Source organism: Streptomyces sp. KM273126, assembly GCF_004337435.2.
In the GTDB taxonomy this organism is placed as follows: Bacteria; Actinomycetota; Actinomycetes; order Streptomycetales; family Streptomycetaceae; genus Streptomyces; species Streptomyces acidicola.
The window spans coordinates 3467522-3480637 of record NZ_SJXB02000001.1; the positions used below are offsets into that span (position 1 = coordinate 3467522).

General features: G+C 68.9%; 12 protein-coding genes and 1 pseudogene. 9 read left to right on the forward strand and 4 right to left on the reverse strand.

Annotated elements, in window-relative coordinates; genetic code table 11:
* Nucleotides 1-38: 38 nt before the first annotated feature.
* From E0500_RS14990 to E0500_RS15005, 4 genes and pseudogenes are all read left to right on the forward strand, one after another.
* Nucleotides 39-449, forward strand: coding sequence for a RidA family protein (locus E0500_RS14990; protein ID WP_131569713.1), 411 nt, complete (start codon nt 39-41; stop codon nt 447-449).
* 75 nt (nt 450-524) lie between these two features.
* Nucleotides 525-1769 (forward strand): RNA-guided endonuclease TnpB family protein, encoded by a 1245-nt coding sequence (locus E0500_RS14995; RefSeq protein ID WP_131569711.1) that lies wholly within the window; start codon nt 525-527, stop codon nt 1767-1769.
* A gap of 167 nt (nt 1770-1936) precedes the next feature.
* Nucleotides 1937-2059, forward strand: a pseudogene (locus E0500_RS15000) (hypothetical protein); the annotation flags it as partial.
* Nucleotides 2060-2140: 81 nt separating this feature from the next.
* Nucleotides 2141-2764: a hypothetical protein gene (locus tag E0500_RS15005; protein WP_131569709.1), complete on the forward strand. Its 624-nt coding sequence runs from the start codon at nt 2141-2143 to the stop codon at nt 2762-2764.
* Between the two features lie 87 nt (nt 2765-2851).
* Here the strand turns inward: E0500_RS15005 and E0500_RS15010 are convergent, their stop codons facing one another.
* The gene (locus E0500_RS15010; protein ID WP_131569707.1) at nt 2852-4219 is read right to left on the reverse strand and encodes a M14 family metallopeptidase; all 1368 of its coding nucleotides are present in this window, start codon (nt 4217-4219) and stop codon (nt 2852-2854) included.
* 270 nt (nt 4220-4489) lie between these two features.
* On the opposite strand from E0500_RS15010, the gene E0500_RS15015 reads away from it, so the two are divergent.
* The gene (locus E0500_RS15015; protein ID WP_131569705.1) at nt 4490-4984 is read left to right on the forward strand and encodes an ATP-binding protein; all 495 of its coding nucleotides are present in this window, start codon (nt 4490-4492) and stop codon (nt 4982-4984) included.
* Nucleotides 4985-5146: 162 nt separating this feature from the next.
* Nucleotides 5147-6460 (forward strand): Nramp family divalent metal transporter, encoded by a 1314-nt coding sequence (locus tag E0500_RS15020; protein ID WP_131569703.1) that lies wholly within the window; start codon nt 5147-5149, stop codon nt 6458-6460.
* A 44-nt stretch (nt 6461-6504) separates the two neighbouring features.
* Here the strand turns inward: E0500_RS15020 and E0500_RS15025 are convergent, their stop codons facing one another.
* Together E0500_RS15025 and E0500_RS15030 are read right to left on the reverse strand one after the other, a co-directional pair.
* Complete coding sequence (locus E0500_RS15025) at nt 6505-7797, reverse strand: hypothetical protein (RefSeq protein ID WP_131569701.1); 1293 nt, start codon at nt 7795-7797, stop codon at nt 6505-6507.
* Nucleotides 7798-7877: 80 nt separating this feature from the next.
* Nucleotides 7878-8387, reverse strand: a complete 510-nt coding sequence (locus tag E0500_RS15030; protein WP_131572360.1) for a SigE family RNA polymerase sigma factor — start codon at nt 8385-8387, stop codon at nt 7878-7880.
* A 157-nt stretch (nt 8388-8544) separates the two neighbouring features.
* Here E0500_RS15030 and E0500_RS15035 point away from each other — a divergent pair, with 157 nt between their 5' ends.
* The 3 genes from E0500_RS15035 to E0500_RS15045 all read left to right on the forward strand — a co-directional run bounded on the left by E0500_RS15035 (nt 8545) and on the right by E0500_RS15045 (nt 11269).
* Nucleotides 8545-9123 carry a hypothetical protein gene (locus tag E0500_RS15035; RefSeq protein WP_181587006.1) on the forward strand — a complete coding sequence of 193 codons (579 nt, stop codon included), beginning with the start codon at nt 8545-8547 and terminating at the stop codon, nt 9121-9123.
* A 389-nt stretch (nt 9124-9512) separates the two neighbouring features.
* The gene (locus E0500_RS15040) at nt 9513-10184 is read left to right on the forward strand and encodes an RNA polymerase sigma factor (protein ID WP_131567272.1); all 672 of its coding nucleotides are present in this window, start codon (nt 9513-9515) and stop codon (nt 10182-10184) included.
* Nucleotides 10181-11269: a CU044_5270 family protein gene (locus tag E0500_RS15045; protein ID WP_131567270.1), complete on the forward strand. Its 1089-nt coding sequence runs from the start codon at nt 10181-10183 to the stop codon at nt 11267-11269. Before E0500_RS15040 ends, E0500_RS15045 begins: the two co-directional genes overlap by 4 nt.
* A gap of 46 nt (nt 11270-11315) precedes the next feature.
* Here the strand turns inward: E0500_RS15045 and E0500_RS15050 are convergent, their stop codons facing one another.
* Nucleotides 11316-12905: a substrate-binding domain-containing protein gene (locus E0500_RS15050; protein ID WP_258572782.1), complete on the reverse strand. Its 1590-nt coding sequence runs from the start codon at nt 12903-12905 to the stop codon at nt 11316-11318.
* Between the last annotated feature and the right edge of the window lie 211 nt (nt 12906-13116).

Below are 13116 nucleotides of genomic sequence, written 5' to 3' on the forward strand. Positions count from 1 at the left end.
GCCAAGCACCCCACCACCGCGAAGGCGAAGGACCCCGCATGACCGAGAAGATCGCGCTCACCCCGAAGACCCACACCACCCCGCCCGCGAAGTTCTCGCACGGAGTGAGGAAGGGGAACATCCTCCAGGTCGCCGGACAGGTCGGCTTCCTGCCGGCCGAGGAGGGCAAGCCCCCGACGCCCGCCGGGCCCACCCTGCGCGAGCAGACCCTCCAGACCCTCGCCAACGTCAAGGCGATCCTCGAAGAGGGCGGCGCCGGCTGGGACGACGTGATGATGATCCGCGTCTACCTCACGGACACAGGTCACTTCGCCGAGCTGAACGAGATTTACGACCAGTACTTCGAGCGGCAGGCCCTCAGGCAGGCACCGGCCGCGCGGACAACGGTCTACGTCGGTCTGCCTGAAGGGCTGTTGATCGAGATGGACGCGTTGGCCGTGCTCGACTGACTGACCGGAAGTCGAACCCGTGACCTTTTCATGGCGGTGCCGTTGATCTGATCAGTGGAACGGTTGGAGGGGAGCATGGACGAGAGGGCGACACGCCACCGTGGTTGCCGCGTACGGCTTGCCGTGACGCCTGCGCAGGAATCACGACTCGACCAGCAGGCCCATGCTGCGAGGGCTTTGTGGAATCTTCTGCACGAGCTGTTCACCGTCTCCGGAGCCCGTCGCCCTCCCCTTGCCTACCTGGACGGTGAGATCCGTTGGGCGCGGGCCAATGTTGACTGGCTCGCGGTGCTTCCGGCGCAGGCCGCGCAGGCGGTGCTGAAGGCATATCACCGCGCATGGGTGAACTGCTGGGAAGGCAGGGCGGAGGCGCCAGTCTACAAGTCTCGCTCCTGCGTGGTGCCGGCGGTGGACATTCCGCAGGGACGGGACCTGCGGGTGACCCGGGTGCACCGTCGCTGGGGGATGGTGAACATTCCGAAGCTCGGACGATTGCGTTTCCGGTGGACGAAGGACTTGCCCGGGGTGACGAAAAGCAGTCCTTCAGGCCGCATCACGGGAGCACGGCTGATCAAGGACGCACTCGGCTGGCACATCGTGTTCCGCACAGAGACCATGCAGCAGGCGTCAATGCCCAGGGACTGGGGTCGCTCGCATGTCGGCATCGATCGGGGCATCACTGTTCCTCTCGCCTTGTCTGACGGCAGTGCCTACGGTCACGGACCATGGCTGACTGATGCAGAGGACGACCGGATGCTGCGTGCTCAACGGCAAGCAGCGCACCGGAAGCAGTACGGGGGACCGCAAGGACGCGCTTCGAAGAGGCTGCGCGGCGCGTACGACCAGATCAAGAACCTGCGTGCGAGAGCCAAGCGGCGGGTACTCGACTGGCAGCACAAGGCCACAACCGCCATCGCAGAGGAGTACGCGCTGGTGTCGGTGGAGCAACTCAGCATTGTGAACATGGTCAAGTCCGCCAAAGGAACCGTCGAATTGCCAGGCGTCAAGGTGGCGCAGAAGGCCGGGCTGAACCGCGGCATTGCTGGCGAGGCGTGGGGACGTACTGTCGAGCTGCTGGCATACAAGCTCGACGACCGGGGCGGCGTCCTGATCCGAGTGCCCGCGCCCGGAACATCGTTGCGTTGTTCAGAGTGCGGGGTCGTGACGCCTGGCAGCCGTGAGTCACAAGCACGGTTCGTATGCCGGAGCCCTGAGTGTGGCTGGTCCGGAAATGCCGACTTCAACGCGAGCCGCAATATCGATCAGGCGGGTCTCGTACTCGCCTCGGTTGCCGGGAGGGCAGTCGTCAGGCAGACATGAGTGCTGTCAAACTCCACGGAGCGATCCAGGGGAGAATCTCACGTCTCTGAGCGGGAGAGAGCTCCAAAACCAGTACTTCGAGGTCGGGTCCGTACGTCCGGTCCACCCGACCTCGCCTCGCACGTCAACGACGGCGCCCGCGCGCGGAGCGCGCCAATGAATGCAGCTGGATGGTCGCCAAGTACTTCGGCATCAGCGAACGCGACACCCTGAAGTCCTGGACGGTCCTGGAAACGGTGCTGTCGGTGGCCGGTTTCGTGGTGGCGGCGGGCCTGAGCTTCTTCGTGTGACGCATGGTGACGCATTTAATGCGTGTAACGAACCAGGGGCTGGCTGTGCCAGGCACAGGATCGTCGACCATACTGCCCGCTGTGGAGCAGCGCATAGGTTCGAGCAGCCAGCCCCTGGAGGGCGCCGGATTCGACCCGGCCTTTATCCCCGGGCTCACCTCACCCGTGTCCGGCGAACCGAAGGACGCCAAGCCGAAGGAGGCGGTCGAGGCCGACGCAGACGCACACGTCGACACCGACGCCGACACCGACGGTGCGGCCCCGGTCGAGGACAAGGCACCCGAGGAGCCCTCGGCCGATGCCGAGAAGTCCGAGGATGCCGAGGAGGCCGAAGAGAGCGAGGGGACCGAAGAGGAGGAAACCCCCGACGGTCCCGTCTTCGAGGCCTCCGACCGCCGCGCGAAGATCGTCGCGGACCACAGGGGCGTACGTCTCTCTCTGGACGACCAGCGGTGCGAGTTCCGCTGGGACGAGATCGGCGCCCTGGAGACCGAGACCCCGCGCTTCGGGAAGCGGTTCACCGTGACGGTGCACACCCCCGACCGTCGCTGGTACCCGATCGAGATCGAGGCGACGTCCAGGAGCCGCTTCCAGGAGTGGGAGTCGCAGCTGGACGAGGTGCTGGACGCGTACTTCGAGGAGGGCGCGGCGGAAACGGAGACGGCCGAGACCGAGCCGGCCGAGACGGCGGAGAGTGCCCCGTAGACAGGGGCGCGGGGAACTGCGCGACCGGCCACGACGGACCCGCAGTTCCCCAACAACCTCAAGTCGACCGGCTTTCCCAGCGGAGCGCTAGGCGCAGTACTGGGCCTCCTTGCCGATGGACCGGTACATGCAGTCCGCGTTCTCCAGCAGCTGCAGCACCGCGTCCCGGTTCCGGGACGTCTCCCGCTCGATGACCTCGTCGGGCGGGTAGAAACCGCCTCCGCCGGCCGACGACGGATACATCTCGAAGGTGTAGCCGAAGATCTTCTGGTTGCCCCACAGCCAGTCGTCGATCGAGCCGTCCGTGATGTAGAGGTCGCTGGACTGCTCGGGCGTGTACCCGTTGCTGGCGGCCATCTTCTGGCCGACGGTCGCGAACGCGTTGCGGTCGTCCGCCGTCATCCCGGTGGTGGTGTCGGCGGTGGTGTACCCGAACGGCCAGAGCACCAGCTCGCTGTAGGTGTGGAAGTCGATGCCCGCCTTGATCTGCTGGACACCGCCGACGACCCGGCTGCGCACGAAGTCCGCGACGACCTTCACCTCGGGCGCGGACTCGGCGGACGGACCCCGGTAGGTCTCCGAGGACGTGGACCCGGAGGACCCGCCGCAGCAGCCCCACCGGTAGTTCCAGTTCCGGTTCAGGTCCGTACCGACGGCCGACGAACCGCTGTTGGGCTGGCGGTTCTTGCGCCACGAGCGGTACGACCCGGTGGCGATGTCGTACTCGCTGCCGTCCGGGTTGAGTTGCGGGACGATCCAGATCTCACGGTTGTTGACCATGTTCGTGACGCGGGAGTCGGAGCCGTAGCCCGCGCCCAGCTCACGGATCAGATACAACGCCATCTCGACGGTGAGGTGCTCACGGGCGTGCTGTTGGGCGGTGAACAGTACCTCGGGCTCGGACTCGTCGCTCGCGACGTTGTCGCTGATCTTGACCGCGATGATGTCCCGGCCCTCGTACGACTTGCCGATCACGCGCTTGCTCATGATGTTCGGGTACGCCGCGATCCGCTGGTCGATCTGCGCGTTCATCTCGGCGTAGTTGTTGTAGCGCGAGTCGGCCGAGGGGAAGTCGAGGAGCCTTACGTCGTCCTCGCCGCCCGAACGGTCGGGGGCCGCGCCCAATGGCGAGACATCGTAACCCTGTTGTTTCAGCTTCTTGATCTGGTCCGCGCGGCCCGAGATGAAGACGCTGTGGTCGTCGGCGTCGTCCACGGTGACGCCGGCCTGCTGGAGCGCGGTGCGGGACTTGACGTCCGATTGCATGCGGACCTCGTACTGGCGGATGTCGTCCGCCGAGGCCGAGGGACGCTGCGCGCTGGTCGCCGTGGCGTCGGTGGAGGCCGTCGCGACGACGGGGGCCGCGAGGGTGAGCGCCAGCAGGCCGATGAGGGCGGCGGAACGGCGACCTGGTCTGCCGTTGCCGTTGCCGCTGCCGCGTATGCGGAGTCGCATGAAGTCTCCTAGGTTCTCCGGGGGTGTGGAGCGGGGGGTGGTTCGGCGCGACGTACGACTTCTGGTGCGGGTGTGGCGCTCATCGTGCGGTGGTGGCATGAGCAGGTCAAGGGTGGGGGTGATTTTGACGACCCTCTGTTGGCCTGAACTGCTCGGAAATTGGCCGGGCTTGGCACCACGGTCAGGGCGTAGGCGGTACGCGTACACCCGGAAGCATGTATTCCTCCCGTGCGCCGGACGCCGGACACCGGGGAAGCGCACCCTGAACGCATGCTGCGACTTTCCGTGGGATACGAGGCACACGAACGACAACTCCCCGACCACGGCCCCCGGTTCGGCACGCTCTCCCCGCTGCCGCCGGGTGCCGGCCACCGGAGCGTCGAGTACGACCCCTGCCCCTCCGCGGCCGGCCGGGCCCGCGCGGAGGTCCGCAGGCAGCTGGAGAGCTGGGGGCTCACCGAACAGAGCGAGACGGCGGAACTCCTCGTCAGCGAACTCGTGACCAACGCCGTGGTGCACGCCTGCAGCCGCCTGCGGCTGACCCTGTCGGCGGCGCACGGCGTGCTGCGCTGCGAGGTGTCCGACGCCGACGGACGCCGTCCCCGGGTGCACCGGGTCACGGAGACGTCGGAGGACGGCCGGGGGATGTTCCTGGTGGACACGCTCGCACGCCGCTGGGGCTGCCATCAGGACGGGCCGGGCAAGACCGTCTGGTTCGAACTCGCCACGTGCGGGTTGGACGGCTGCGGCGGGCGACGGCCGTAGCCGGGAGTTCCGGCGCGCTTCACGGGGCGAGCCCGGTGCTTTTCGTGGGGCGAGCCCGGCGCTTTCGCGGGGCGAGTGACCGGTCTGAAGCGGCCAGACGGCCGATTTCCTTCACCGTATGCCCTCTTGTGCCGTCGTCCGCTTTACGCTTTCTTGATCCGCATGGCGGACACCACGGACAACACAGCGACAGGAAAGCCCACTTCAGCCCCTCGAAAGTCCAGTTGGAAGTACATCGGCCCCGGCATCGTCGTCGCCGCGACCGGCGTCGGCGCCGGTGACCTCGTCGCGACCCTCATCGCCGGCAGCAACTTCGGCTACACCCTGCTGTGGGCCGCGGTGATCGGCTGTCTCGTCAAGATCTCCCTCGCCGAGGCGGCGGGCCGCTGGCACCTGTCCACCGGCCGCACCCTCTTCGACGGTTGGGCGAGCCTCGGCCGCTGGACCATGTGGTTCTTCGCCGTCTACGCCGTGATCTGGGGCTTCGTGTACGGCGCGGCCGCGATGTCGTCGAGCGCGCTGCCGCTGCAGGCGCTGTTCCCGGACGTCATGGACCTCAAGTGGTGGGGCATCGTCTGCGGTCTGCTCGGCCTGGTCTTCGTCTGGTTCAACAAGTACGCCGTCTTCGAGAAGGTCATGACGGTCCTGGTGGGCGTCATGTTCGTGGTGACGGTCTACCTGGCCATCCGCGTCACCCCGAACCTCCCCGACGCCTTCGCCGGCCTCCTCCCGGTCCTGCCCGACGAGAAGGACTCCATCCTCAACACCCTCGGCCTGATCGGCGGCGTCGGCGGCACCATCACGCTTGCCGCGTACGGCTACTGGGTCAACGCCAAGGGCTGGACGGACTCGGGCTGGATGAAGGTCATGCGCCTCGACAACCGGGTCGCGTACGCCACGACCGGCATCTTCGTGATCGCGATGCTCTTCGTGGGCGCGGAGCTGCTGCACTCCGCGAACATCGCCATCGCGAGCGGCGACAAGGGCCTGATCCAGCTCGGCGATATCCTGGAGGACGAGTACGGCCCGGCCACCGCGAAGTTCTTCCTGATCGGCTTCTTCGCCACCTCCTACACCTCGCTGATCGGCGTCTGGCACGGGGTGAGCCTGATGTTCGCCGACTTCGTGGCCCGTTACAGCACGCGCGGCGGGGAGCTGAAGGGCGAGGAGGTCGCGTCGGGCGAGCGGGAGCGGTCGTGGCCGTTCCGCGCGTACCTGCTGTGGCTGACCTTCCCGCCCATGGCGCTGCTCTTCCAGGGCCAGCCCTTCCGCCTGATCATCATCTACGGCGTCCTGGGCGCGGCCTTCCTCCCGTTCCTCGCCCTCACCCTGATCTGGCTCCTCAACTCCGACCGCACCCCGCGCGAGTGGCGCAACGGGCCGCTGAGCAACGGGATGCTCGCGGTCGCGGGCGTGCTGTTCGTGGTGCTGTGCGTGAAGCAGATCTGGGACCAGCCGTGGGCGGAGTTCTTCTGATCGGGCTGATCAGCCCGATCAGCCCGATCAGCCCGATGAGTCGATCAGTCGGCTTGAAGGAGCTGCTCCCACTGCTCGCTCGTGGCGATCTTCCTGAGGTCCCCCATGGTGAGGGCGGGGGTGTCGCGGGTCGGGGCGGTGAGCTGTGAGCGCGAGTTGAAGGCCATCACCACGACCCGCAGGCCGTCGGTGCGGATGGTGTCGACGGTCCACATGACGAGCCCCATGCCCTTGTCGTCGCCCGGGCCCTGCCGTGTGGTCACCTTGGTGCCGTCCGGCAGGACCTCGGCGTCGGGCCCGAAGAGCTCGCTCTCGACGTCGGACATGCCGGGCTGCACATTGATCTGCACGAACGTCGCGCCCTTGCCGTCGTCGACGACGACAAAGCCGTACTCGCCCTCCTGATCCCCCTTCGAGACCACCTTGACGTCCTTGGGCAGCAGGCTGATGAGCGTCTTCTGGATCGCCTGGCCGTCGGCGGCCGGAGGCTCGGCGGAGGCGGTCGGCTCTTTCGGGCCCTCTGGTTTCTCCGGGATGGCGTCGACAGCCGTACGCCAGTCCTTGGCGGTGACGACCTTCTTCAGCTGCTCCGTGGAGAGGGGCGGGTCGGGCCGGGTGACCGGGGCGTCCTCCTCGGCCTCGGCGTTCCACTCGGTCAGTGAGACGTGGTGCCCTTCCGGGGAGACGAGCTCGGCGTTCCACCGCTTGGTGTCCACGCGGCGGTCCGGATACTCGTAGCCCTGGAAGAGCATGAGCAGCGAGCCGTCGGGGAGCCGGCTCGTGGAGCAGGCGTCGTGCGGAATGAGCTCCTCGGCCGGGCATGTGGTCACCTGACGGGCCTGCTGACTGCCCGGCTCGATCCGGCCCATGCTGATACCGATCGCGGCCGCCCCCTTGCCGTCGTCGTAGACGAGCTGCGCGTACGGACCGAACTCCGCGCCGGTTCCGCGGGAGTCCTCGCGGCTGAACTTCCCCTCGGGGAGCAGACGCTTGAGCGTACGGAGCAGTTCGTCGCCCGACATCGGCTGCCTGGCCGGCGTCGGGGAGGCGGAGACGGATGCGGATGCGGACGGCTTCGGCGTCGGGGCGGCGGCCGCCACGGACTCGCCGTCGCCACCCCCGCCCCAGGGCACGAGCAGGGCCCCGCCGACCCCCGCGAGCGCGACGCCGGCGACACCTCCCGCGACGGTGGCCCGGCGCCGCCGCAGCAACCGGCGTCCCCGCACCTCGCCGCCGGCGACCAGGGCGGCGCCGTCGGCCTCGAAGGCTCCGCCGGCCTGACGCAGGGCGTCGCCGAGCCGGTGCTCGAAGGGGTCCTCGTGATGTTCGACGGGCATCGCGAACCACCGTTTCTGGAGGGGCGTACGTGGGCGGGTTGGGGGCGTGGGTGGAGTGGGGTGGGGTGTGCCGAGGCGGGTCAGGGCGTCGCGTACTCGGCGAGGTCCTCGCCGAGCAGCTCCCGGAGCCGGGCGAGGGCGCGGACGCAGCGGGTGCGTACGGCGGCCGAGCTGGCGTTCATGGCGTCGGCGGTCTCCTCGATGGAACGGTCCTCCCAGTACCGCAGGACGACCACGGCCCGGTCCTTGGCGGGCAGTCGGCCCAGCGCCTCGACGAGGGTGAGCCGCAGGGGAGTGTCGGCACCGCGCGGGTCGGGCAGGTCGGGGAACGCGTCGGTGGCCCGCTCGGTGCTGCTGCGCCGCCGCTGGTGGGCGAGGAACGTACGGGTGAGCACGGTCTGCGCGTACCCGGCCGGATTCCCGACGCGTGACACCCGCCCCCACCGCGTGTACAGCCGCCCGAGCGTCTCCTGCACGAGATCCTCGGCGAGATGGGTGTCACCACCGGTCAGCAGACAGGCGGACCGGTAGAGGTGCCCAGCGCGCGCCGCCGCGAACTCCGGATAGCCGTCCGCGCGGACGTGTCTCATGCGTTCCCCCTGGTTCGTGTGGGCTCGTGGCACCGCTCGACTTCTTTAATGCGGTGGACCCCGGGGAATGTTTCACCCGCAGGGACGGATACGGTGCGTCGTGGATCACGCCGACCACACCAGGCACCAGGACAGATGCGCAGGGGGACGCCCGACGATGCAGCAGCCCGACGAAGCCCCACAACCGTCGCCACAGCCGTCCCCACCGCCGCCCCCCGGCTTCGGCCCTCCGCCCCCGCCGTACGCACCACCGGCCCAGCCGAACACCCCACCACCGGGGCAGCCGTACGCGCCACCGCCCGCACCACCGGGGCAGCCGTACGCGCCACCGCCCGCACCACCGGGGCAGCCGTACGCGCAACCGCCCCAGGCCTACGGCGCGCCACCACCCAACCCGTACGCCGCCCCGTACCCGGCGGCGCCTGCTGCTCCGCCCGGCCAGCCGACCGTGCCCCAGGGCCCGGAGTTCCTGGCCGTGGACCTCCACAACTCCATCGTCGTCGACGCCTCCGGAGTCTCCTTCGAGGACCACGGCGCGAGCGTCGACTTCCCCTGGCCGGAGGTCCGTAGCGTCCACTACAAGCCGAGCACCAACAACAAGGGCCTCGTCATGGGCGTCGCCCACGTCGACGGCCGCTTCTACGAGTGCGTGGTCGACGCCAAGGGCCGCGACCGGCTCCAGGAATGGTTCGCCCAGTTGCTCCCTGTGCTGCAGTACTACCGCCCTATGGGCTGAGGGCGCCGAAGCGAGTCACCTCTGCCAACTGGATGGACAGCGCGTCAGGGAGCAGCTGATCTCCTGCACCGAGGTGGGGCCCGTCGTGTAATTGGCGACTTTGGGCCACTCTCGACCTCTTCACGGCTGGCAAAGCTGTCCCAAAGTTGCCAATCACCATCCTTGGAGACAGGCGCGAGAGAGCCGCTCCGGGAGCCAGCGGCTTCCGCCTCGGCACCGACCCCGAAGGCAATGCCTACCTCGCCATAGGCGGTGCGGGCGTGGCCATAGCCGGTGCGGGCGTACGCGCAGGGCTGCCGCGCACCGCCGCCCCCTGTGGCGCACGTCACCGGAACCGCCCGCGCCCGGCGGAGAGCCCAGGGGTGTGAGGTGTATGAGGTGCATAGGACATGAGTGATCGCTTGCGTGCGCGGATACGGGCGGGTGACCGGGAGGCCTTCGCGGAGATCTACGAGGAGTACGCGCGCACCGTCTACAACCACGCCTTCCGGCTGACCGGCGACTGGTCGACCGCCGAGGAGGTGATGGCGGACACCTTCCTCGACGCCTGGCGCACCCGGGAGCAACTGGAGCCGGACGGCGGCTCGCTGAAGCCGTGGCTGCTGGGCATGGCGACCAACAAGTCCCGCAACGCCAACCGGGGTCTCGGCCGCCGCCTGGCCTTCCTCGCCCGCCGCCCCGCACCGGACCCGGTGGCGGACTTCGCCGAGGAGAGCGCCGGCCGCCTCGACGACGCTCGCCGGCTGGCCGCCGTACGGCAGGTGTACGACCGCCTGCGGCGCGGGGAGCGGGAGGTGCTGGCCTTGTGCGTGTGGTCCGGGCTGGACTACGCGCAGGCGGCTCAGGCCCTCGGGGTCCCGGTGGGAACCGTGCGCTCGCGGCTGTCCCGGGCGCGGGCACGGTTGTGGAAGCTGACCGACCAGCGGCTGCGGGAGGAAATCCCGGAAACCCAAGAAACCCGAGCAAAAAACACGGAACCGGCGACTCGTCGCGGAGAGCTACCGGGTGAGGCCGCGTTGGCGGCCCTTCCGTTCCAGGAGATTCAGGAGGGATCCCGATGAACGCCGCTGGCTCCGGGCCGTTCCGGACCGAGCGTGAGGACGAGGCGTACGAGGAGTTGACCCGACTGCTCCCGTCCCTGCCGCAACGGGATCTGCCCCCTGGTCGCCACTCCCACCACAAGGACCGTTTGATGCAGCTCATCGACGACGACCAGAGCCGTACGCCTGCTCAGTCCCAGTCCCAGTCCGAGACCCCGCACACGACGCGGCCCCGCCTCCGCCTGCTGCGCCCGGCGGTGTGGGTGCCCGCCGCGGCCCTCACGCTGGCCGGGGCACTGACCGTCGGCCTCGTCACGAACATCGACTCCGGCTATGGGGGCGAACCGTCCGACGGTGAGACGGCCGTGGTCCTGCTCGACCGCATCGCCGACGTCGCCGCGAAGACGGAGGCCACGCCTGTACGCGACGACCAGCTGGTCTACATCAAGAGCCTGGACGCCGGGGCGGAGTGCCAGGAGGACGGCCCGTGCGAGCCCGGGCGGCTGAGCGAGCGGGAGGCCTGGTGGTCGCAGGAGCCGGGCCCGGTGAAACAGCTGGCGCTGTTCTACGAGGCCGGCGGCTACTCCCCGCTCAGGGAACTGCTGCCGCCCGGTTCGCCCGGCACCCCGGCGGGCATCAACCGCCCCACGTACAAGTGGCTGGCGGCACTGCCCACCGACCCGGACGAACTGCTTGACGAGCTCTACCGTCTGACGAAGCCGGTGGAGGGCCAGGAGAAGGCGCAGGCCGTCTTCGACAAGATCGGTGAACTGCTGGGCAACGTCATGCCGCCGCGGACCGCTGCCGCGCTGTACGAGGCCGCGGCGAAGATCCCCGGGGTGAAGCGGGTCGAGGACGCGGTGGATCCGGCGGGCCGGCACGGTGTTGGTATCCGCCGCGTCGACAAGCGGTCCTCCTGGGCCACCGTGTGGATCTTCGACCGTGACACCCTCGCCTACCTCGGCGAACGCACCTACCTGACGAAGGACAGCCAGACGGGCAAGAAGGGAACGGTCCTGGGGGAGTCCGCCATCCTGAAGCGAGCCGTCGTCGACGAGTATCGCCAGCGGCCTGGTTCCCCACGGCCCGGTTCCGGATCGGAGTGACACCCGCACCGGAGCCCAGGACGGGCACCGCCTCGGGCCGGTCGGCTCACGTCGGCTCGCACAGCAGCGGCTTCTCCAGTTCGGAGCAGGGCCGGTTGCCGTGGGAGCGCAGGACGTCCTTGCCGACCTCGTTGGCGAGGTAGCGGAGGAAGGCCGCGGCGATGGAGTCGGCGGGCGGCTCACCGTAGGTGTAGGCGTACTCGGTCTGCCAGAACGGGTACGTGCCCTGCTCGACGCCCTCCAGCGTCGCCTGCTGGTCGTCGATGCGGACCTGGAAGAGGTCGTCGCGGGTGCCCGTCCGGCCCACCTCGCTGTGGCCCAGGGCGCCGGGGATGGCCGCGACCTTGTCCAGCAGGGTGCCGGTGTCGCCGACCTCGCAGCGGCCGTGCTTGTCCGGGTCGAGCGCGGTGCAGTCGTCCACGGTGGGCAGCGGCACCGGCCGGCCGTCCAGGACGCGCTGGATGAGCGTGGAGCGGGTGCCCGAGCCGGTGCGGCGGCTCACGAGGTGGATGGGCACGTCGTTGCCGCCGACCTCGGACCAGTTGGTGATCCTTCCGGCGTAGATGTCCTTGAGCTGTTGGCGCGTGAGGTTCTCGACGTTGGTGTCCTTGTTGACGACGAAGGTGAACAGGGACAGGGCAACCGGTCTCGGCAGCAGCCGGGGGCGGTTGCCGCCGACGCGGCCGTCGGTGAAGGTCACGTGGTCGCCGAGTCCCTTGCTGCCCGACAGCTTCACCTTGCCTCCGGCGGCGGCGAGCGCTTCGAGCCCGTCGCCGCTGCCCTCGAAGTCACCCGCCTCGGTGGGGACGATCTTCACACCCTTCGCCTCGCAGGTCTCCTGGTACCGCTTGGCGGCCTCCAGTACCACGGGCGCGAAGGCCGTGGAGCCGTGCAGGCGCAGGGTGCCGCCGGCGCAGTCCAGCGGAGCGGGCCGGGGCTCCTCCCGGGTGAAGGTGAGGACGGCCTGGGTGACGGACGCCACCACCAGGAGAGCCATGAACGCCCGCGCCGGTTTCGAGGCGAAGACGTGGCTCTCGGTCTTGCTCATATTGATCCGGCCGCCACGCCGCCCGCCGACCACTCCCGCGCGGACCTCCGGGTCGGGGAACGTCTCGGCCTCGTAGCCCGGCTCGCGTTCGAGGACCGCGAGCACCTTGTAGTGGGCGCGGGGGTTGAGCTTCACCTTCGGCAGCTTGATGAGTCCGTTGTCCTCGTCGACCCCGAAGCCGACGCCGTTGAAGGAGTCGCGCAGTCCGGGCTGACTGAGCTCGGTCACGACCGTGCCCGCGACGCGGCGGTGCGGAAACCTGATCCTGATGCCCACGGGATCGTCGTTGGGCGACAGGTAGTCGTCCGTGACGATCGGGGTCCAGCCGGTGTTCTCTATCCGCAGCAGGACGAACGACGGGTCGGTCAGCGCGGCCCCGTTCTGCTGCATGTGCTGCAACACTCCGGCCTCCGTGGACTGGGCCGCGTCCGTGGCCGTGGTGTCCATCTGCACCCGGTAGCCGAGCCGTTTGAGTCCGCCGACGAAGAACTCCCAAACGAACGCCAGCACCGGGATCGCGATGCTGAGCAACGCCACCCACGTCTCGAACCCGAGAAAGTCCATCGCCGAACCCCCGTGATACGCCATGCACTTGATAGGGAGGCCCAGGGTGACGAATGGGGGTGACGTGTTGCCATGCGTGCGGGAATCCTCCGACACGAATTCATCTGGGGGTCATGTGCGACACGTGTTGTTCGCCTGATGTGCCCGTTGCCCGACGGCACGGGCGTGCCCGGCCCACTCGACGAGTGGACCGGGCACGGCTGGGACACGGGACACGGGTGCTGCCGCCGTCGCC